This is a genomic window from Nitrospira sp. T9 (genome assembly GCF_052156535.1).
In the GTDB taxonomy this organism is placed as follows: Bacteria; Nitrospirota; Nitrospiria; order Nitrospirales; family UBA8639; genus Nitrospira_E.
Genome location: NZ_JBQKUP010000026.1, coordinates 91,603 through 112,582 on the forward strand (window position 1 = coordinate 91,603; position 20,980 = coordinate 112,582).

Annotated in this window: 21 protein-coding genes; 8 read left to right on the forward strand and 13 right to left on the reverse strand. The window is 50.5% G+C overall.

Going from position 1 to position 20,980, the window contains the following annotated elements:
• Positions 1–270: 270 nt before the first annotated feature.
• The 10 genes from ACTRXD_RS03840 to ACTRXD_RS03885 form a co-directional block, all read right to left on the reverse strand.
• The gene (locus ACTRXD_RS03840; protein WP_442430521.1) at positions 271–759 is read right to left on the reverse strand and encodes a PDZ domain-containing protein; all 489 of its coding nucleotides are present in this window, start codon (positions 757–759) and stop codon (positions 271–273) included.
• 11 nt (positions 760–770) lie between these two features.
• A complete protein-coding gene (locus ACTRXD_RS03845) occupies positions 771–1,256 on the reverse strand; it encodes a DUF4149 domain-containing protein (RefSeq protein WP_442430522.1) in 486 nt (161 codons plus the stop codon).
• 11 nt (positions 1,257–1,267) lie between these two features.
• Positions 1,268–1,852: a redoxin family protein gene (locus ACTRXD_RS03850; RefSeq protein ID WP_442430523.1), complete on the reverse strand. Its 585-nt coding sequence runs from the start codon at positions 1,850–1,852 to the stop codon at positions 1,268–1,270.
• A gap of 35 nt (positions 1,853–1,887) precedes the next feature.
• Entirely contained in the window at positions 1,888–2,820 is a 933-nt protein-coding gene (locus ACTRXD_RS03855) for a TIGR01777 family oxidoreductase (protein WP_442430524.1), read from the reverse strand.
• A gap of 10 nt (positions 2,821–2,830) precedes the next feature.
• Positions 2,831–3,745 carry a carboxypeptidase-like regulatory domain-containing protein gene (locus ACTRXD_RS03860; protein WP_442430525.1) on the reverse strand — a complete coding sequence of 305 codons (915 nt, stop codon included), beginning with the start codon at positions 3,743–3,745 and terminating at the stop codon, positions 2,831–2,833.
• 108 nt (positions 3,746–3,853) lie between these two features.
• Positions 3,854–4,444 (reverse strand): Tll0287-like domain-containing protein, encoded by a 591-nt coding sequence (locus ACTRXD_RS03865; RefSeq protein ID WP_442430526.1) that lies wholly within the window; start codon positions 4,442–4,444, stop codon positions 3,854–3,856.
• Positions 4,445–4,461: 17 nt separating this feature from the next.
• Positions 4,462–5,289 (reverse strand): formylglycine-generating enzyme family protein, encoded by an 828-nt coding sequence (locus tag ACTRXD_RS03870; protein WP_442430527.1) that lies wholly within the window; start codon positions 5,287–5,289, stop codon positions 4,462–4,464.
• Positions 5,286–5,663: a hypothetical protein gene (locus tag ACTRXD_RS03875; RefSeq protein WP_442430528.1), complete on the reverse strand. Its 378-nt coding sequence runs from the start codon at positions 5,661–5,663 to the stop codon at positions 5,286–5,288. Before ACTRXD_RS03875 ends, ACTRXD_RS03870 begins: the two co-directional genes overlap by 4 nt.
• 48 nt (positions 5,664–5,711) lie before the next feature.
• A complete protein-coding gene (locus tag ACTRXD_RS03880; RefSeq protein ID WP_442430529.1) occupies positions 5,712–6,824 on the reverse strand; it encodes a formylglycine-generating enzyme family protein in 1,113 nt (370 codons plus the stop codon).
• Between the two features lie 70 nt (positions 6,825–6,894).
• Positions 6,895–7,845 carry an SUMF1/EgtB/PvdO family nonheme iron enzyme gene (locus ACTRXD_RS03885; RefSeq protein WP_442430530.1) on the reverse strand — a complete coding sequence of 317 codons (951 nt, stop codon included), beginning with the start codon at positions 7,843–7,845 and terminating at the stop codon, positions 6,895–6,897.
• A gap of 471 nt (positions 7,846–8,316) precedes the next feature.
• On the opposite strand from ACTRXD_RS03885, the gene ACTRXD_RS03890 reads away from it, so the two are divergent.
• The 7 genes from ACTRXD_RS03890 to ACTRXD_RS03920 all read left to right on the forward strand — a co-directional run bounded on the left by ACTRXD_RS03890 (position 8,317) and on the right by ACTRXD_RS03920 (position 16,563).
• Entirely contained in the window at positions 8,317–9,216 is a 900-nt protein-coding gene (locus ACTRXD_RS03890) for a MerR family transcriptional regulator (protein ID WP_442430531.1), read from the forward strand.
• A 265-nt stretch (positions 9,217–9,481) separates the two neighbouring features.
• Positions 9,482–9,937, forward strand: coding sequence for a BLUF domain-containing protein (locus ACTRXD_RS03895; RefSeq protein WP_442430532.1), 456 nt, complete (start codon positions 9,482–9,484; stop codon positions 9,935–9,937).
• A gap of 394 nt (positions 9,938–10,331) precedes the next feature.
• Entirely contained in the window at positions 10,332–11,147 is an 816-nt protein-coding gene (locus ACTRXD_RS03900) for a CPBP family intramembrane glutamic endopeptidase (protein WP_442430533.1), read from the forward strand.
• Between the two features lie 445 nt (positions 11,148–11,592).
• Positions 11,593–12,483 (forward strand): formate/nitrite transporter family protein, encoded by an 891-nt coding sequence (locus tag ACTRXD_RS03905; protein ID WP_442430534.1) that lies wholly within the window; start codon positions 11,593–11,595, stop codon positions 12,481–12,483.
• Positions 12,484–12,536: 53 nt separating this feature from the next.
• Positions 12,537–14,153 (forward strand): ferredoxin--nitrite reductase, encoded by a 1,617-nt coding sequence (locus ACTRXD_RS03910; protein WP_442430535.1) that lies wholly within the window; start codon positions 12,537–12,539, stop codon positions 14,151–14,153.
• A 101-nt stretch (positions 14,154–14,254) separates the two neighbouring features.
• Complete coding sequence (locus ACTRXD_RS03915) at positions 14,255–14,773, forward strand: TIGR03546 family protein (protein WP_442430536.1); 519 nt, start codon at positions 14,255–14,257, stop codon at positions 14,771–14,773.
• Positions 14,773–16,563, forward strand: coding sequence for a TIGR03545 family protein (locus ACTRXD_RS03920; RefSeq protein WP_442430537.1), 1,791 nt, complete (start codon positions 14,773–14,775; stop codon positions 16,561–16,563). Before ACTRXD_RS03915 ends, ACTRXD_RS03920 begins: the two co-directional genes overlap by 1 nt.
• Before the next feature lie 19 nt (positions 16,564–16,582).
• On the opposite strand, the gene sthA is transcribed toward ACTRXD_RS03920, so the two are convergent.
• Entirely contained in the window at positions 16,583–18,001 is a 1,419-nt protein-coding gene (gene sthA / locus ACTRXD_RS03925; protein WP_442430538.1) for a Si-specific NAD(P)(+) transhydrogenase, read from the reverse strand.
• Positions 18,002–18,292: 291 nt separating this feature from the next.
• Positions 18,293–19,258 carry a metallophosphoesterase gene (locus ACTRXD_RS03930; RefSeq protein WP_442430539.1) on the reverse strand — a complete coding sequence of 322 codons (966 nt, stop codon included), beginning with the start codon at positions 19,256–19,258 and terminating at the stop codon, positions 18,293–18,295.
• 41 nt (positions 19,259–19,299) lie between these two features.
• Between ACTRXD_RS03930 and ACTRXD_RS03935 the strand changes: the two genes are divergently transcribed.
• Positions 19,300–19,701: a hypothetical protein gene (locus ACTRXD_RS03935; protein WP_442430540.1), complete on the forward strand. Its 402-nt coding sequence runs from the start codon at positions 19,300–19,302 to the stop codon at positions 19,699–19,701.
• A 271-nt stretch (positions 19,702–19,972) separates the two neighbouring features.
• Here ACTRXD_RS03935 and ACTRXD_RS03940 read toward each other — a convergent pair whose 3' ends face one another.
• Positions 19,973–20,968: an acetyl-CoA carboxylase carboxyltransferase subunit alpha gene (locus ACTRXD_RS03940; RefSeq protein WP_442430541.1), complete on the reverse strand. Its 996-nt coding sequence runs from the start codon at positions 20,966–20,968 to the stop codon at positions 19,973–19,975.
• Positions 20,969–20,980 lie beyond the last annotated feature (12 nt).

Here is a 20,980-nt window from a genome sequence, read left to right on the forward strand (position 1 = left end):
GTCTTTTGGATTATTTAAAACTCCTGGTACGCGTTGATTGAATGCCTGTGAACGGGATTTGGTATGATCCACAATTGATAAGAGGCGGGTTGTGTAAAAAACCAAATCCGATTCGAGGAAGGGAATCCCTCAGGCGAAAATAATTTTTACAAAATCTGATAGAGGGAGCTATGGCCATGGTAGTTCTCATCACTAACCGTATTAGCCTGATTGGTGGTTGCGCATGGTGGCGTCAGTTTATACCACCTTGCCGTCTGCAATTTTCCTTACTCACATGGCTTGAGGTGTTTGCTCCATTAAGACCGATTCGCTGATTCGAACCAGGCTCACGGTGTGTTCTCCTTGCGGTCCCGTGAGTCCCAGTCTTACGGTGCTTCCTATTTCTCCGCGGATGAGCCCGACCGCTTCCTGATAGGTTTTGCCGGCCACGGGGACCCCGTCAACGGTCAGAATTTCCTCCCCATGATTCAGTCCCGCCCGTGCGGCGGGCCCGGACGGATGCACTGCGCGAATGATCAATCGAGCGGGTTCTCCAATTCGACCGGCTGTGATATGCAAGGCAAGTCCCACAATCCCCGAGGGAGGGGGGGTGTTGGGGCCTGGAGGACTGGCATGAGGATTCGTGGGAGCTGCTGAATCAATAGAGCGGACATCCTCACCCAAGGCCCATGGGGTGCATACCATCGCTGAAAGGACCACGGCTCCTAAAATGTTGAGACACGGACTTGCATAGGTATTGAAGGGTAAGCGTATCAGCATAGCAATCTCCTTTAAGACAGTGCGGGTGACATACTGGAAAAACCGAGGACACACAAACCCATGAGCAGCACAATGGAATTCAATTGAACGGAACGCCGATGGAGGCCATCTCTTTGTCGTTGAAGGAGAGGCGTGGAAATCCCTTTAAGTTGTTTGGCTTTGAGCTGATCGCTGAGTTCATTAATCTGGGCAATCAGAGGAGTTCGGCAATACTGCTCGATTGCGAGTATTCCCAACCACAACGTAGCGGGTACAAGTACCACGGGTCCGAATCCATGGAAAAAACCCAGGGCAAGGCTGGTGAACCATCCAACGGCGGCACTGAGCATTCCCAATCCGTAGTAGGGAGGAAACAGACTTCGCACGACTCGTGCAAAAGCATCGGCATCCAGCGTCCGGGAAAGCACGGGTGCTGTGACAAAGGAAAGAAAGATAATTTTCCCGACCAACACAGCGCTGGCCAACAAATTGAAAAAAATGAGAATGTGTTCAGTCATCGCGTCACCTCTTAAGAAACATTGGCGAGCAGGCTTCGGGACACCTGCAAGGCCTGGTCAAAATCAGGCAGCTGTCCCATGGGTACCATTTCAACATATCGAATAATCCCCTTAGTATCCAGCACGACCACGGCGCGATGAAGGATGCTCAGATCTTTTAGCAGAAGGCCTGTATGTGTGCCGAAGTGATAATCAGGAGCGTCCGATAAAAATGTCATATTATGAATATCCGCCTTATCAGAAAATTCCTGTTGATCCTTATAGGTATTGGTACTAAGGGTGACAAATGACATCAATTGATCCAAGCCTCCATTGCGTTCACTGAACCGGTGAGTCTGTTCATCGCACACCGGAGTATTCAGCTGTGGCACAACACTGATTAACGTCACTTTTCCCTTGAGAGTATCGAGGGAAATGGCCTCCCCATCTTTTCCGATAACGGTCACAGAGGGGATGAGGCTGCCTTTCTCTAATAAGAGAGGCGCTCCCAAGACGGAGGATCCCCCGAAAATAATAATCAATCCGGCAGTCAAAACCGGAAAACACAGCATGATAAAGAGTAACCAAAGTGATTGTTTGTTATCTGTGATGTTCATAGGTTTGCTCCTTAGCTTAAATGGTCATGGTCCAGCTATGTTGCTTGAGATGATGGTTTGCCAAATATTGATTGTAATGCTTTCTGGAGGGTGGGATAGGAATAGGAAAATCCACTCTTCAGGGCTTTTTGCGGGTGAACGCGTTGGCCGGTTGTCAGCATCGTGGCAAGCTCTCCCAGGGCGATGTCCAACATAAATTCCGGAACGGGGAACCAGGATGGACGGTTCATGGATTGCCCCAATGTCGTACAAAAGTCGCGCATGGTGACTGTTTCGGGGGCGACTCCATTGACCGGTCCGACTAGTGTAGAGCGGGTGATCACAAAAAGAATGAGACGGGCAAGATCATCACGGTGAATCCACGAAACATATTGCGTTCCTGGTAAAACGGGACCGCCCAGAAACAAGCGAAAGGGCAAAGACATTTTTGATAAGGCTCCCCCTTCTGGTCCTAAGACCATTCCGAATCGGATTGGAATGACCCGAAGACCCAAGGCTTCGGCTTCCATGGCCGTATTTTCCCAAACCTGACAAAGATCCGAAAGAAAGCCTTTGCCAGGAGGAGAAGATTCATTCAGCTCTTCTTCACCCCTGGCCCCATAGAAGCCGACTCCTGAGGCGGAAATAAAGGTGTGTGGTTTTTTCCCCCAGCTTGGGATGGCTTGAAGCAAGGCTCGAGTCGGCTGCACCCGGCTGTCAATAAGCTCGTGTTTTCGTTTGTCCGTCCAGTGGGAATCTGCAATCGGTGCACCGGATAAATTGATGACGACATCTGCGCCGTCGCATTCCTGCACCCATGGTCCCTGAGTTTCGCCGTCCCACTGGACGAAATGACTGTGTGGGGCGCAAGACGCGCTGTAATTCCCAGCATGGCGGGTGAGAATGATTATGGAATGCCCTTCATCAATCAACACCCGGCAAACCTCTCGTCCGATAAATCCTGTTCCACCGGCAATGACAATCTTCATATCCAGTCTCCTATCTTCCGACTTCCGAGGGGGCATCCCATTCTTGTAAATCCACTGAAGGAACAATATGAGCATCCCCTACCAGATCAATGCCAAAAGGATCGGGCTTATGGGTGTCTTCGGGATAGACGGTGGCCGAAGTTGAGAGAACATCCACGTCAACGTTGAGGGTGCGCTCGGGAAGGATGCGAATGGTCGTTGTAGTCTGACCCATGGGATGCCAGATGACGAGATTGTAGGTCCCAGGCGGAATGTCGGTGATGGAAAATTCACCTCGTTTTCCGGCCATAGTGACATAGGGATGTGGAAGGAGGACACTCCAAGCTTCCATGTATTCATGGTAGCTACACCGAAAGAGGACAACCCCCGTCTCATCCACCGCATAAGTGATTTCCGCCCCGGCTCGATGTGTGCCGGTGATGCCTTCTGAAAGAAAATCACTCTTACGATTGTCGGGATGCGGTGGAAGATTCTTCCCGAATAGATAAAGTCCACCCCTGTCAGAGGTCAGAAAAATTTCGAGCTTGTGTTCAACGGGATCCCAATTTTGAAAATGAAATTGCTGACCGGCTTTTGCGGTGCTGACATACGGAAGAAACATGCAGTCTTTGGTTTGAATAATGCCCGGTGTCGAGGGAGCGGGTTTTCCCCGTGGAACGTTTTCCAGATAGACAACGGCACCCGGGAGAGTATGGTCTTGTCCCAATCGAGTGATAGGTGAAATACGCCACCCTTTCCCGTCCGAAATGCGTCCACAATAATAGGGATCGGCATAGAGAACGAGATTGAATCGTCGAGGAGAAACGGGCGTTTCCTTGATGAAAGCTGTCCCCTTAAGATTCCCACCCGTAAAATTTGAGACTTCCTCATAGGCAAATCCGGAATCCACAGGAAGGAAGACCCACCAGAAAGAGTAGATGAACATTGCGAGTAATGTTCCTCTTCTGGTAGGGAAGGTTTCTGTCCTCACATTCACCATGATTGTCTGCCTGTCGCCATCGTACCTAATAATTTTTGTTCTATGCTTCCTTACTTAATTCACGGGGAAGGAGATGATAATTCCGCCCATGACATCCCCCAGCTTGCGATCGCGCTTAGGACTGAGCAGATGCGTATTGTGACAATTGACGCAGGCCTTGGAAATTGCCCTGTCTGCATAAATTGCCTGGAAATATGTCTGTTCACCCCTGGTGATGTAGCCTGTGTATGGTTGAGCAGGTTCACGTTCTACGGCCGCCAGACCAGCTGCTTCGAAGTCAGTGGCAGGACCATTTTTTTGGTAAATAGGAAGAAGGCTTGCTAGACGATACTCAAGGCCGACGCCTTTCTTCTTCACTGCCGATCCTGATAACAGCAACATCTGAGCCGGTAGGGGTAGAGCGTTCCTGGACTCCCAGGCTTCCGAGGCGACAACGGTCCCTGTTTCCTGCATGCGGTCGACGATATGCGTGGTATACAAGGTGCGATCCGATTCAATCACCGCATAAATGAAATCGGCTACGATTTCCGGTCTGATTCCCTTTGTCGAATGGTTGCTTTCTTCACTCTCGGCCATATCTGGCATGGTAAAGCCAAACAGGATGACCGCTGAAGTAAACCAGAGGGCGTGTAAAATTTTCATCATGATACCTTCATGACTCCTTACTGGGTATTGCCTTGTGCTGCGGTTTGACCTGGGCCGATGTCCCGCGCACATCGAAACCCAATGCCATGAGTTTTTAAAGCAAATCCACCTTTGCCTCTGGAGGTCGCTCTCAAATCGGTATCAAAACTTTTCCATGAACCTCCACGGAGCACTTTGAGAATCCCGGCTTCGGGGCCCATGGGATTTTTGTCCGGAGCACTGGAGTAGTATTCGGAGTCGTACCAGTCCTGAACCCACTCACGGACATTGCCGGCCAGGTTTCGGAGTCCGTATGGTGATTGGCCTTCCGGAAGAGCCGTCACCTCCACGAAGGTCTTTTTCTCTTCCCAGTCTCCTTCATAGTTGGCTTTCTGGGGGGTGGGAGTCTCGTCCCCCCAGGGGTAGAGTCGGCCATCGTTTCCTCGAGCCGCCTTCTCCCATTCAGCCTCGGTGGGAAGACGTTTGCCAGCCCAGAAGCAATAATCGACAGCATCATGCCAGGTGACCTGAACTACCGGCAGGTCGGCAATCCCCTCCTCTTGATTGAACGGGCGCTCGGAAAACACATTCATTGGAGGCTTATGTAATGTTTCCTCCAGGAATTTCATATAATGCCCATTGCTTACTTCATACTTGTCGATGGCAAAGGCATTGAGATAAATCTTGCGGCGAGGTTGCTCGTCGAGGCGACCCTCTCCGGGGGCGCTCCCGCGAATGAATGGACCGGCCGGAATGGTGATCATTTCTACCGGATCCTTTTCAATGATGGGTCCCTCCACTGCAGTGGCAGCCTGTGGGATGGTTGCCAGCATGAGTGCGATTATCATTAAACACCACATCTTCATTGTTTCTTCTCCCGACTGGCTCGCACAATGTTCTGAGTGATCTGTAGGATTTTCTGTGTGAGAGTTTTTACGGAATCAATTTGGTTGTCCCGCTCAGCTTTTCTGGCCTCCATCAACAACGCGCGAGCTTCATGTAACTGTTGTTCAATGCTGGATTGAACCGCTGGTGAAGCCAGTGTTCCGCCGATGGCAGCAGCATGAAACTCCTCCCAGGCGTATTCTGTGGCCTGAGCAGATTGATAAATGAGGTCCCGGGCCCCTTCTGTCTCCTCTGTCATCAGTGGTGGAACTCCGTAGACCGGAGTTCCACCATCCATCCATGGAAGGGCGATAAGGAGGAGGATACTCACTAAATAGGAGGAGACCACTCGCATGTTTTTTCCTATTCTTTTCTTTAGTTGATTGACCCTCATGGACTGTTCCTACTGAATTTTCCCTTGGACTATCTCCTGCATCTGTTGAAGTTCTGTATTATGGGGGTCAAGTTCAAGGGCAGTCATCAGATGTGTCCTGGCCTCCTGCCATTTTTCTTGTCCCATACTCTTCATAGCGTCAATCGTGGCCGTTCGTACTTTGTCATTCACTGCATTGGAAGCGGTCTTAGCGCATCGGAATCCAAGACCCACCCCATAGCTGTTATTGGAAGGATGATTCCAGAACCGATGTGTTGTGGTAATACTGGATTGTGCTGCAATCCATGATCCACCCCGAATGACCCGCTTGGCTCCAACGGTTAAGCGATCCACATATGTGCCGGTTCCTCCAATCCAAATGGGTTTAAGCGGACCCTGGGTGTTCACGGGATGCGGTGTCTTTTTATAAAAGTCCGGATCATACCAGTCTTCCACCCATTCAAAGACGTTGCCTGCCATGTGGTGGAGTCCATAGGGGCTTGCTGCTTCAGGCATGGAGTCCACTGGGAGGGTGGCTTCATGATTTTTGCCATAGTTGGCTTTTGCCGGATCAAACTCATTGCCCCACGGATATTGAAATCCCTCTGGGCCTCGAGCCGCCCGTTCCCATTCGGCCTCGGTCGGGAGTCTTTTGCCGTTGTATTCGCAATAGGCCTTGGCGTCAAACCAATTTACACCAACCACCGGCTGGTCGGGTTTATTCAATCGAGGATCGTCCCAATAGGCCGGTCCAGGATGCCCCTTTTCCTTCATGAATTTTGCAAAATCGCTGTTGGATACCTCAAATTTATCAATGAAAAACCCATCAAGGACTACCCAGTGGGCCGGTCCCTCATCATGAAAGGCCTGCTTGGACCAGGGCATACTCATTCGTCTTTGATACAGCGTGGCGGATTCACGTGTGGCGCTGGCCTCTGACGGGTCTTTATCGATTCCCATGATGGCTGGACCGAAGGGCACATAGGCCATTCTTTCGGGCACTCCAGCAGTGTCCTGAGCGAATGCTGACGACGGATTAAGCGTGAACAGGAGCCCACCCAGGAGGACGCCTGCTACAGGCAGGCGTCCTTGGGATCTGGACAAGCGTTCTTTTGTGACTTCTCCTGGTTGTATGTTTGTCATAACGTTCTTCCCGTTTGGTTAAAGGCTAATGGAGGAATAGTCAGAATGTGTTCATCCAGAGCTCCCCGATTTACTTTTTCCCTTTACGTATTTGATCCATGATCAAGGTCTGGGTCTGCAGGTATTCCGCATTTTCCGGATCGGCCTTCAAGGCTTTTTCAATAGACTTCAGAGCCTCTTCCCATTTTTCCTGACCCATGCTGATTAGAGAGAGCATGAAATCATATTGGACCATTTGAAGGCCTGATGGTGAAGCCGACTGGGCACATCGAAAACCTAAGCCTACGCCATAGGAATTGTTCTCCGGTTGATTCCAGAAACGATGACTTGTGTGAAGTGAACTTGCCGGAGCCAGCCAGGACCCACCTTTTAATGTTTTGACCGGTCCCTGATTCGCAAAGTTGAGCCCTGTGGCCGGACCCTGGGGATTCATGGCGGGACTGACATTGAAATACCCGGGGTCATACCAATCTGAAACCCATTCAAAGACGTTGCCCGCCATATTATATGCTCCGTACCCGCTCTTCCCTTCTGGGTAGGAATCCACAGGAGTAGTTTTCCCAACCGTCTGTCCATAATTGGCCTTGGAAGAATCAAGTTGGTGCCCCCAGGGGTAGTGAGCATGCCCATCGGGACCTTTCGCCGCTCGCTCCCATTCCGCCTCTGTCGGTAACCGTTTCCCCTTCCATTCGCAAAAGGCGCTGGCGTCATACCAGTTGACGCCCACCACCGGTTGCTCGGGCTTATTTAATCGAGGGTCATCCCAGTAGGCAGGAGCGGGATGCCCCGTGGTCTTCATGAATTCCTTATAATCTTTGTTGGATACCTCATACGTGTCGATATAATAGGCATCGAGGACCACATTATGAGGTTTCTCATCTTGATGGTCGTTGCTCCCCATAACAAACTCTCCCCTGGGCACGAGTACCATGTTTTCTGGGCTTGCGCTAAGGGCAGGGGTCGTGATGAGGAGAAGTGAGGTAAGCATGGTGCCGCCGATGGTCCGATGAAGTTTCTTCATAGAAGAATTTTCCTGGTCCGATGAATGAGTGGTTGAGGCAATCCGTGGTGCATTCATGACGTTAACCCTCCGGTTAGTTGTTGGATTGATGGTGAATAAGATGCCGGTTCCTTAGGATTGTGGCATCGAAGAGATCTCCGCATTGCAAACATTTCCACACGGGAATCTGAAATTCAGAGGTTCCCTGATCAGGTGAGATACAAAAACTACTCACCAAGAATCCCCCGCAACGCGAACATTGAGTTGAAAGTTTTCCAGCGCTCTCATTGTCTCTCCTTCCCGTTTGCTGGATCGAGTGTGGTTTGGTGAGTGTCATTGTAGTTCCTCCGGGTTAAATTAAAAGTGGTTAACTTTTTTTAATCAATGTTTGTCTAATGTATGTTCAAAGTTATAGCAGTACGTTTAATGTTTGTCAATAGTTTTGTTTTTATATAGTTTGACATACATTATACATATTGATATAAATACCTAATGCAAATGTATCGAATCCATCGTTTTTCAAAGCTGACTGGCCTTTCTCCTCATGTCATACGAGCGTGGGAGAGGCGCTACGGATTGGTGACCCCCATACGAGGTGAAAATCGCTATCGCCTCTATACGGATGAGGATGTGGTGTTGTTTCGATATCTCAAGTCTCAGGTAGACCAGGGGATGGCCATTGGGGAATTGTCTGAACAGGGACTTGAGCGTCTCCGTGAACAGGCTCAGCGGGTTTTTGTGGAAACCTACCGTGAGCCGCCACCGTCTGAACGTTTGGTTACCGAGTTATCACAAGCATTAGAAGAGAATGATCGGGCGGCTTTTGAACGGAAATTGAATGGCGCCTTAGCCGTGATTCCTTTTGAGGAGGCGGTGCATCGTTTTTTGCTTCCTTTACAAGAACAGGTAGGGCAACTGTGGCACGATGGAATGCTTGGCGTCGGCCAGGAACATTATGCCTCCAATCAAATCAAACAAAAGATTTTTTCGGCCATGAATCAATTTCAAACATCGGATGAGGGACCTGTGGTGGTCGTTGCCTGTCCTACGAATGAGTGGCATGAAGTCGCGGCTATGACCGCAGCGTATGTTTGCCGGGCACGGGGTTGTCGAGTGCATTATTTGGGAGCCAATTTACCCATTCCTGAATTGGCTGCTTATTGCCACCGGAACCGTCCGATCTGTGTGTTGCTTTCCGTGACAATTCTGGGGTCTTTGCATGAAGCCCGCGCCTTGGCTCAAGAAGTCGCTGATAAGATAATCCCTCTGTCTTCAGTGGGGGTAGGGGGACAAGGTGTCCAGGCATATGCTGAAGTATTTTTGGAAGAAAACATCATCGTCTTTCAGGACTTATCCGCTCTTGACCGTTTTGTGTTTTCCCTCAAGCACTAACTGCTGTATAGCCTCCCCAATTTCCCAATAAAAGGTCTAAGATAATCAAATCAAATTTCAATCAGCCTTCCTCCATGGGTTCTTTTTAATTTTTCCTTCATAAAATTCCCTGTTTCATATTTTAGAACGCTTTGATATGGTGGACTTTTCCTGCATTCGGAATCAATGGAATTCGAATGCATGTTCAGTAATCAAGGCTTTCACTTTGAAATGAGAAGAACACGTGGCCTGAAATAATTTGACGACTTGAGGGAGATTGGGTCGCATGGAAAACGACTTGTATCAAATCATCTATGCCAGTGCAGCAACGCGGCCAATTGAAGAAGATGAGTTGCTTGTGATGTTGAAACACGCACGAGAAAAAAACAAGCGACTTGGAATTACCGGCATGTTACTGCATTGCGATGGATCGTTTATTCAAGCTCTTGAAGGACCCAAGGACCAGGTGATGAATATGCTTGGTATCATTCGACAGGATACCCGCCACAGCCGCATTGCGGTGTTATTTGAAGGACTGATCCACAACCGGAGTTTTTCCCAATGGTCCATGGGATTCAACAGACCCTCCAAGGAAAAATTGGCTGGGAGCGAAGGGTATACGCCCTATCTTGATCTAGGCGATGATGCTCAGGCCATTAAAAATTACTCCAGTGTTGCCCTTAAGTTAATTGGGGCGTTTCGTGAACTATCTGATAAAAAATCGTCATCCCTGGAGGGATAGTCCCCCGATCTTCTCCATCTTCTTACGGCAAAGAGACAAGCCCGTAGCCATTTCGATAACACTCCCGTGAAGTGACGTTTTCCAGCCAACATCGCAAGTGCCGCTTCGTCTGGTGCGAATGACTCTCATGCGACGATGTCGTTGCTCTTCCTTTAGCAAAGGCCGGTTCGTGACCTGTTGACGACTATTTTTGTCGAATTAGGTTGGGTGTTTTTTATCATGCACATGGCGTAGTTTGATTCAAAAAGGAGAGCAAGTTTCGACGTAAAATTACTTGCGGTCCAGGTTAGGGTGAGCGCCGAGGTGAGCAAGTTGGGTTGTATGGGTGACCTCTGTTCCCATGATCGGTCTGGTTTAAACATCAAGAAATTGAGTCAATGCCCGAAAGAACAGTATGCGACCCCCGATTCTCTCCTCTGTTGATACCACATCACAGGCTTCAACTCTTTTGAACCCGTGGTGGGGGGCATGGTCGGCGCTCCTCATCCTCGGATGTTTCTATGTGGTTCAGACCCTTGGGATTTTCATGGTTTCGGTTGTGGGTGGTGCCGTCGTGGGCTTAGCCGAGGGAATAGGAATAGGGCCGCGATTGGGCACGTTATCCCCCTATAGGGAAATTTGGGTACTTCCCCTGTCCCTATGTGTGGGGACGATGGGAGCGATAGTGGTCTCGATACAAGTGGCGACAAATCGAGCGACCCCATCCATGGATGCAGTCTGGTTCTGGGAACTTCTTGGGAAATCCTGTAATTTCCGGAGTCTATGGTGGTGTTCGTTGCTGGGGTTAGGCTTAGCTTTAGGATTTGTTACATGCACTGAATTCGGTGTGCTTCCCTCGGACGACCTTCCTCAACCGCTCTTTGATGCAATGATCAGTGCGCCCCTTCCGTTACAGGTTGGGTGGGCTTTGATGTTTATTGGTTTGTTTCCTGTTGTTGAAGAGGTGCTCTTCCGTGGGTTCTTGTTTACCGGATTGTCGCAATCGTGGGGACCGAGTGTGGCTGGTTTGATGACCACGGTGCTGTTTGTCGCAGTTCATATGCCAAAAGTGCTTGAGTATTGGCCAGCGCTCTTGGCTATATCATTGATTGGTGCGTTGACTGTTTTGTTACGTATTCGAACTGGAATTCTTGCCCCAGGAATCGCGCTACATAGCACCTATAACGGTGTCTTAGTTACTGCGGCTTTCTTCGTGCAGCCCCCTTCCTAGGCAGCCGGTTTGTAGGGGTATTTCGATGTGACATGTTTCTTCTACCGATTGAATAGGTCTTTAGCCCTGGATTGACAGGGGCTGATATGTCTGTTAAACGAATTAGTAACAACAACGATGTTGCTGGTCATTAAGTAAAGACGTGGTTGTGGACAATGGGCGTCCAATTCCGTAGAGGGGATTGGGCGTTTTTTTTTATTTTAGTCGAATGCGAAAAATGGGAGATGGGTCGAGGGAACTGACACTTTGAATCGACAATCTTTCTAAACGAACGGTTTAGCCATTAGGTAAGAAACAGCATTCATACTCCACCTTTCGAGGAGCGAACGGTGGGGAAGGTGGCAAAGGCGCCACTGCTCGGGCAAGGCGGAAGAATCCGACCTTAGTTCAGGCAGGTGGCGCTTTTTTTGTTGGACAACTGAACAACCTGGTTAAGGAGAACGTCATGCATACGGTGGATGTCGAACGGATGATTCAACTGGCAGAGAGGAAAGTGGGGTACTTCCGAAGTAATCCCATCGGATACCTCGTCTTATCCGCACTGGCCGGCATTTATCTCGGGTTTGGAATTTGTTTGATTTTTAGTGTCGGTGCTCCTTTCTGGGCCGGAGGTTCTGCCGGGTTGAAACTCGTGATGGGCGTGTCATTTGGCATTGCGCTCACCCTCGTCATCTTTGCGGGATCGGAGCTATTTACCGGAAACAATATGGTGTGTGCCCTTGGTGCCCTGGCGAAAGCCATCACGATGAAAGAGGTCGGGCTGATTTTTTTCTGGTCGTTTGCGGGCAATCTTGCCGGATCATTGGGATTGGCCTGGTTGGTGGCGTATTCAGGGGTGGTGGGAAAGGCGCCGCAAAGCGATCTATTGCTGCACGTGGCATCCCTTAAAATGAATCTATCGATGGGGGAACTGTTTATTCGCGGGATTCTTTGCAACTGGCTTGTGTGTTTGGCAGTGTGGATGGCATCCCGCACGACTAATGATGCCGCCAAGATCATGCTGATTTTTTGGTGCCTCTTCGCGTTCATCGGAAGCGGGTTTGAACACAGCATTGCCAATCAATCGCTTTTGGGAATGGCGTTATTTCTTCCCCATGGCCCGGATATTTCCTGGGCCGGTTTTATGTGGAACCAGATCTGGGTCGTGTCCGGAAATATTGTGGGTGGAGTCGTATTTATGGGAGGTGCTTATTGGATCATCAGTCCTGTGCGTGGGTGGATCAAGAAAACAGAAAGGATCGTGGAAGGTGTGGCACCTGAATCGTCACGGCCGATCCATCTACCAGCGGAGGGGAAATTATCATCTCATCCCCTGGCTGTTGCTGGGAAAAATTAGCAAATCCCACGGATTGTTGACGAAATCGAGAAAGACAGCAGGAAGGGATTCTCATGAATAAGATTGAAGTGCTCAAGGGGGAAAAAGACGGCTTGGACATCAAAGAGGATATTGCCCGATATGCCGAATTAGGGTGGGAGGCGATCCCGGATGAAGATATTCAACGCCTGAAATGGTATGGATTATTTTTGCGAAATCCCACGCCGGGATACTTCATGATTCGCGTGCGGATTCCAGGAGGAAGAACCACGTCGGTCCAGATGCGCACATTGGCGCACCTCGCGAACACCTTTGGAAACGGCGTGTTGGATCTGACAACCCGTCAGCAGTTTCAATTACGGCATATGAAGATAGAGCATGTACCGGAAGTGTTTCGTCAAATGGAAGAGGCGGGCTTGTGCTCGTTGCAAACCGGCATGGATAACGTCCGAAACATTATGACGTGTCCCGTGGCCGGTTTGACGGCGCAGGAACAACTGGATGCCACGGATCTGGTCAAGCGGCTCACAGAAGAACTGGTAGGGCATCGGGCCTATTCGAATCTCCCTCGAAAGTTCAACATGGCGATTACCGGCTGCCTCGACAATTGTTTACATCTTGAAACACAAGATCTGGCTCTGGTGCCCGCGAGGGTCGATGAGGAGGGCAACGCGATCACCGGATTTAACCTATTGGCCGGAGGCAAACTTGGATCCGGCGGGTACCGCATTGCCACTCCACTCGATGTGTTCGTGACTCCTCGGGAAGTCGTGGCGGTGACCGGGGCCATCCTTCGCGTCTTTCGGAATCATGGATGCCGGGACTCGCGCACCACTGCCAGATTGGCATTTTTGTTGGATGACTGGGGCGAAGAACGATTTCGTCTGGAAGTCCAGCGGGAAGTAGGATGGGAATTGTCACGAGCGGGGACCGATGTACGGAAGTCGTCCGTCAACGATCATATGGGTGTCTATCGGCAAAAGCAGTCAGGCTTGAACTATGTGGGGCTTAAAATTCCCGTCGGCCGGATTCAGGCGGATGATTTACACGGAATAGCCGGTCTGGCTGAGACCTACGGCACCGGGGAACTCCGATTGGCAGCCAATCAAGCGGTCATCATGCCCAACGTTTCGGACCGCGTGTTGGGAGACCTGACAGAGGAGCCTTTATTACAACGCTTTGTTTACAATCCCACTCCGGTACAAAAGGGCCTGGTCAGTTGCGTGGGGAGCGACTACTGCAACCTCGCCGTGATCGAATCGAAAAGTCGGGCGGTGGAAACCGCCAAACGAATTGAAGCGATGATCGGCACGGAGATGAAGCCCATCACCATGCACTGGTCGGGATGTCCGGCAGGCTGCGGAAATCACCTTGTAGCCGATGTCGGTTTGTTAGGGAAAAAGGTCAGAATTAAAGGTCAGATTGTCGAGGCCGTGGATATTTTTGTCGGTGGCCGTTCCGGCCCCGATCCCAAGCCTGCCATCAAGTTATTAGAGGATGTCCCGTGCGATAACCTGGCGGAGGTCCTAAGCGGAATTCTTCCGTACCACTCCAGGGAGAAAATGCATCGTACAAAGGCAAAAACCATAAGTAAGCGCAGCGTATCCCGGCGGGCCATTGATACGGAAAAGACAGCCGGCGGAAGGAGCGAATCCGCGGCTACGTTACTTACCTCACCAAGTATGAATTAAGCTCCAACCGGTTTGGAAATTTCTGCTATCTATCGGGTAGACGTAGCACGGTTTCAAAGCTATTCTGATATTATGTCCATATCACTTGCCTTTTAAAGGACATGATTAAGCTTCTTGCCAAACTGCTCCGCGTTCTAAATTCAGAAACCGATCCAGGGCAAATTTCTTTGGGATTGTGTTTTGCGATGATCGTGGGGCTCACCCCATTTATGAGCTTGCACAATTTCTTTGTGGTCCTGCTGGTATTTGTTCTGCGTGTGAATCTATCGGCTTTTCTGTTGGGGCTGGCCCTGTTTACGGGGATTGCCTATTTGCTAGATCCGCTCTTCCACCTGCTCGGGCTGGCCGTTCTGACCGCTCCGTCCCTGGCAGATCTTTGGACTTCTCTCTATCAATCGGTGTGGTGGCGATTGGAGCATTTCAATAATTCTATTGTGATGGGCAGCCTGGTGTTTTCCGTTGCGATGTTCGTTCCTGTTCTTCTGCTTTTGAACCTCCTGATACGTCGCTATCGCCAACATGTCATGGCCTGGGTTCAGAAAACACGGATCATGCAAATGTTCAAAGCCAGTAAGTTGTATCAGACTTATGAAACCCTTTCGTCATGGAGGCCAGGCTGATGACGAAATGGATTCGGTGGTGGGGGCTTGGGACATTTGTGTTGTTTGCGGCCATTGTGGGTTGTGTGTGGATATTTTTTGTTGATGGATGGGTGAAAGGTGCAATTGAAAGTGCAGGGACCAAAGCTGTGGGAGCCAAGGTGGAGGTCGATGCGGCCGATCTCAGCCTGTTTCCGGCAGGACTCTCCTTGACGAGACTGCAAGTGACAAATCCCAAAACGCCCATGACGAATGCGGTGGAAGTGGCCACGGTGACGATGAATCTAGACGGACTGAACCTGTTTCGAAGAAAAGTCATTGTTGAGGAAATGACTGTGGAAGGGGTTCGATTGGATACTCTCCGAACCACTTCCGGCGCCGTTCAGCCGGTCTCAGATGTGTCTCCTGAAGAAGAGTCCGGGATGTTTTCTCTTGCTCTTCCGGCTCTGGAAGTGCCTGACGTGAAAAAAATTTTAGAGAACGAAGATCTGGAAACTCTCCGGTTGATTGAAGCGCTGAAGGGGGATATGCAGCGGGAACAGGAGGCGTGGGAATCACGACTTAAAAATTTACCGGGAAAAGCTCAGCTGGCCCAATATGAGGAACGCGTAAAAAATTTAAAAAAAGCGGGGAAGGGGGGATTGGAAGGCTTGCTGGGAGGAGTTGGCGAAGTGCAAGCGTTGAAGCAGGATATTGAACAGGAAATTGAATCTCTCACAGGCGCCAAAAAGGATTTTGAAAAAACGGTGGCGTTGTTCCGTACTCGGTTGCAGCAGATTCAAACCGCACCACAACGGGATATTCAACATCTCAAGGCTAAATATAATTTGTCTCCGCAAGGGTTGGCCAATATGAGCCAAATGCTATTAGGGCCTCAGATCAGTTCGTGGGTTCACCAGGGGGCGTTTTGGTATGCACGAGCGAAACCGCTTCTGGAAGGAGCAAGGACCGTGGGTGGGGAGGATGGTCCTCAGGTGGACAAGCCTTTGCGGGGGAAGGGCCTGGATGTGCATTTCATGGAAGCGAATCCGCTCCCGGACTTTTTGATTCGTTTGACGAAGGTATCAATCGATTTAGACTTAGGGGGGTTGGCGGGGACTGTTCGCAATATCACCACCGACCAACCGACTTTGGGACAACCCACGACATTCGCCTTTTCCGGGGACCGGTTAAAGGGGGTCCAGTCTGTTGCATTGGAAGGGGCGCTCAACCACGTGGAGCCCGCCGATTCCAAGGATCAGTTGACGGTGCAGGCGAAAGGGTATGAACTCACCGATCTCGCATTGTCCAAAGATGCCAAATGGCCGGTTACCCTGACGAGCGGTATGAGCGATATCAAAGTGAATACGGAACTCAAGGGCCAGGCCTTGACGGTTCATGGCGCCGGGAATCTTCGTGGCCTTCACCTGTCCGCAGGAAGGGAGGATGATCCCAATCCTTTGACCAAAGCGCTTAGCTCTGCCGTGACTGGTATTTCCCAATTGTCTATTCAGGCCGATGTAACGGGGACATTTGAGCAACCTGATGTCACGATATCCTCCGACCTGGATCGTATTCTTCAGGATGCGGCCGGCAAGATGGTGAATGAATTGGCTGCGAAATTTGGTTCTGAGCTTCAAGCGGCCATCTCGGCGAGGATTGCAGAACCGATGCAACAACTCAAGAATAATTTATCCGGGTTTGAACGAATTGCCGGTGAGTTGACGGAGCGGGTCACGCAGCATAATGATGTGCTCAAGAGTCTTTTGGAAAAAGGTCTTCCCAACAAAGGTCTAAAGGATCTTCCCGGCGGATTCAAACTTCCGTTTTAACTGGGACCTCAAATGTGTATTATATTTCACAAAGCTTATTGTAGGCGTCCAAGGCTGCAACTTTGTAGCATTCCGCTAGCGTTGGATAATTGAAGACTGTCGTGAGGAAGTATTCCAGCCCCCGTTCGGTATGAAGGATGGCCTGTCCGATGTGAATAAGCTCGGTCGCTCCAGTCCCGATCACATGCACACCCAATAGCCGGTGATCGATTCGATGAAATAATAATTTCAACATGCCGTTTGGATCCCCCAGAATTGTGCCCCTCGCGATTTCGCGGTAACGGGCGACTCCCACCTCATACGGAACTTTTTCGAGTGTCAGTTGCTCCTCCGTGGCTCCCACCATAGAAATTTCCGGAATGGCATAAATACCAACAGGAAACAGGCTTGTCATCGGTGTGGCTTCCATGTCGAAGGCATAGCAGGCCGCTAAACGGCCCTGCTCTGAAGAGGTGGCCGCCAGGCTTGGAAAGCCGATGACATCGCCCGCAGCCAGAATATGCGGGACAGTTGTGCGATATTGCGAATCGACTTGCAGTCGGCCACGGGCATCCACGGTCAATCCGGCCTTCTCGAGTTGGAGTGTCGACGTGGCTCCCGTTCGTCCGACGGAATAGAGGACCAGGCCTGAGACCAGTCGTTTTCCGGAGGCCAAATGAATCACGACTTTTGGGGATGGTGTGGTCGCGATTTCTAATTTTTCGACAGTTTCACCCAGGCGAAAAGTCACCTGGTGATTGCGCATCTGATAAATGAGTTCATCGACGATTTCGCCATCCAGAAATTCCAATGGTCGGATTCGTGAATCCACGAGGGTGACTTCGACGCCAAGTGTGCCTAGCATTGAGGCATATTCAATGCCGATGATCCCGGCTCCAACCACGGTCATGGTTCGTGGGAGCTGTTGCAAATGGATGATGCTATCACTATCGAGAATATATTGGCCGTCAATGGCAATGTTGGGTGGAGGCGTTGGGATGGTTCCCACGGCAATCAAAATGTGGGCGCTCGACAGGGTTTGTGAATGTTGGTCCGTGTGAACCAATAGAGTGTGAGGATCCACAAATGAGGCTTCTCCTTGTAAGAATTCCACATCGTTTCTTCGTAATTGATCGTTGATCACCTCACCTTCGATGCGAATGACTTCTGCCACGCGAGTGATCAGTTGCTCGGCCGTGGGTCGTGTTTTCGCGGTTTCCGGTAAACGACCCCAATGTTGATGGGGTCCGGTAAAGGACAAGACGGCTTCCCGAAAGGTTTTACTGGGAATGGTTCCGGTCTCTAAACAGGCACCGCCGACTGCACGCTTCTTTTCAATAACCGCCACGCGTTTTCCTACTTTGGCTGCTTGAATGGCCGCCCGTTGTCCAGCCGGTCCGCTTCCGATACAAATCAGGTCGTATTGAAAGGGTGAAGGTGTCGTGATCTGGGAGCTCATGATGATAGAACGAAGGAGGATGCCATAACAGATGAATGGTCAGAGCATAGCGTGGCAAAAGAGATTAGTACAGGTCAAGCGTATTCTGGAACCTATGGCCGCATGATTGCTGCCGGGGTTAATTGGCCTGTGTGATGAGTCTGTCTGCCCGTATAGGCATTGAAGTCGGGCGGAAATCCGGTTGTAAAGGGGGAAATCATCTTTGGAATGTGTATGGGCTGTCCATCTTGACTGTCCTGACTCTTTTTATGATGTCGAGGAGTGTTCGTGTGAATTGGAGACAGGCAACGCTCAAGGTTTAGGGGTTCGTGTGAGCGTGTGGATGATGATTTCCGGAAAGCAGAACAGCCGAATGGGAAACAGGGAGGTGCCGACTCCTCGAGAGGTGTACCCGCGCATGGATTGGTATTTCCAGGGGCCTGCTTTGTAGGCCCTGGGACAGCGGCAATGGGTAATGATGGGTTGGCTTCCTGGAAGACAGATTTGGCCTCCGTGTGAGTGGCCGCAGAGGTACAGATCCATTCCGGCATTCGAGGCCTCAGGAATAATCTCCGGGGAATGCACTAAGAGAATTCGGACGGCGTCTGTGGGCGCGAGGCGTATGGCTTTATCCAGGTCGCCCGTTTCGTAATAATGGACATCATCTAATCCGAGAAGCCAAATCGCATCCGATCCTTTTTCCAGCGATTGAGCTTCATTGAGCAGCATGCGGATTCCGCACCGCTCAAGTCCGGGCACCATTTCCAGCCAATCGTGATTTCCCAAAATGCCCGTGACGCCATAGGGAGCCTGGATCGTGCTGACCAATGACTCCATGAGAGTCAGTGTCTTGTCATAATGGCCATACGTGAGAAAGCGAAAATCGCCGGTCATGACGCACAGGTCGTATCGCAAGGTAGACAGAGCTGTCTGAAGCGCCTGGCCTTTATCGATCATCCCTTCGATATGAAGATCTGATAAATGCAGAATTCGAAATCCATCAAAGGATTTGGGCAGATGAGGAATCGGGACGGTGTGCTCGACAATTCGATATTGGGACGTATTCTTGACGGCCAACGGCCAAAGGCCGGTCGTTTTTAAAAGAGTTTTGATGAGCCAGGCAATGGCTGGAAATTCCTCCATATGTATGTGAAGGTGATACCCTTTTAAAAGGAGGGCCGAATAGTGGGCCTGCATTTCCATGCGCTGGCCTGCATGTTCAGGCCCGATACGGTCCACTAATTTGGCAAAGGCTTCTTGGTCGTGGTGATGGGTCATATGCTTGTCAGCCAAGTGGGATCAGAGGTAGCATGGTCATTATGCAACGATTAGATCTCATGAATCCTGAACTGCCCGATATCCAATTTGTCCTCATGGTATTGGCATTATGTACGGCAGATCTCGAAACGATGAATGCCCCACATTCTGTGAGAGAGACGGTCTTCAATCGGTGTTGGGCATTAATGCATGAAAGCCCTCCGCCTGTGAAGACGCCAGAGCGGGTCCTGGATTTGACCCTGAGTGATGAAGTCACTCTGGAGGCCTTGGTCCATGTGATCCGACAGACTTTCGAGGAGCATGGTTTTGTTGAATTGACCTGGGATCATCCACCAAGCGAACCGACACGCGAATCGACTCCGGAAGCCCGTCCTTTGGTCGAGCGGCTAGAACAGTGGGAACCACCTCCAGACAATTTGAATCCTCCTGCATCTTCAAACTAATTCTCTATCCTCACAAGCGAAGATTGGCCGGTTCTCCGCATTAATAGATGGAGATCCTTCCTGCTCAGCGAAGAATCATCCCTTGGGTCCTGGGGCGCGATAAATAATGGGAGTTGCCTGAGGAACAATTATAATGGGACTGAGAAACGTGAACCTCGTGATACCTAATGGGGGGAAACGAATAACCGACTGGAGAACGGGCGAACAACTCAAATGGAAATTTTCCTGTGGGGTCTTGGTCGCGTAAACCCGTTTACGGACTTTCTGCAGGTCATGAGTTGACCATTTTCACCTGTTTGGGCGTGGCCTGAGAAGAGCCAAAGGCACCCAGACTCCGGAATTTAGTCTCTCGCTGTTTTCGGAGTGTTGCGGGCGACATTTTCTGTAATTGCAAGAAATGGGTGTCGAGTGCCTCGGAGACCCGGTCGGCCATGAGTTTCGCATCGCGATGGGCTCCTCCCATGGGTTCAGGTATAACCTCTTCGATGATATTGAGTTTGCGCAACTCCGGTCCCGTCATTCGTAAGGCCGTCGCGGCATCGGCGGATTTTGAGGCGTCTCCCCATAAAATGGCGGCGCAGCCTTCCGGGGAAATTACCGAATAAATGGCATGTTCGAGCATCAGAACCCGATCTGCCACACCTAAGGCCAACGCGCCACCACTGCCGCCTTCTCCTGTGACCACGGCAAGAATCGGCACTTGCAATCTGGACATTTCCAGTAAATTTCTGGCAATGGCTTCAGCTTGGCCGCGCTGCTCCGCATCGACGCCGGGGTATGCTCCTGGAGTATCGATAAAGGTGATGATTGGTCGGTTGAAGCGTTCCGCTAATTTCATGAGACGCAACGCTTTTCGATAGCCTTCAGGTTTGGCCATACCAAAATTTCGGCGCATGCGCTCTTTTAAGGTTTTTCCTTTTTCATGACCGATGGCCATGATGGAGCGACCCTTCCATGTGGCAAATCCTCCAATGATCGCCCGGTCGTCGCCGAATAGGCGGTCACCATGGAGTTCCATAAAACCATCAGTCATGTGCTCCAGGTAATCAGAAATCGAAGGGCGTTGCGGGTGTCTGGCTATTTGGCTATGTTGCCATGGGGAAAGATTGGCATAGACCTCACGTTCAAGGTTAGCCAGTTGTTCGGTCGATTTGACGATGGCCTCCTGAACCGAGACCTTCTTGGATTTTGATTTCACTAACTTGGCGATGCGTTCTTCAAGTTCCTTCAGGGGTTTTTCAAAGTCCAGGTATTCACGCACGGACAAGCTCCTTGGTAG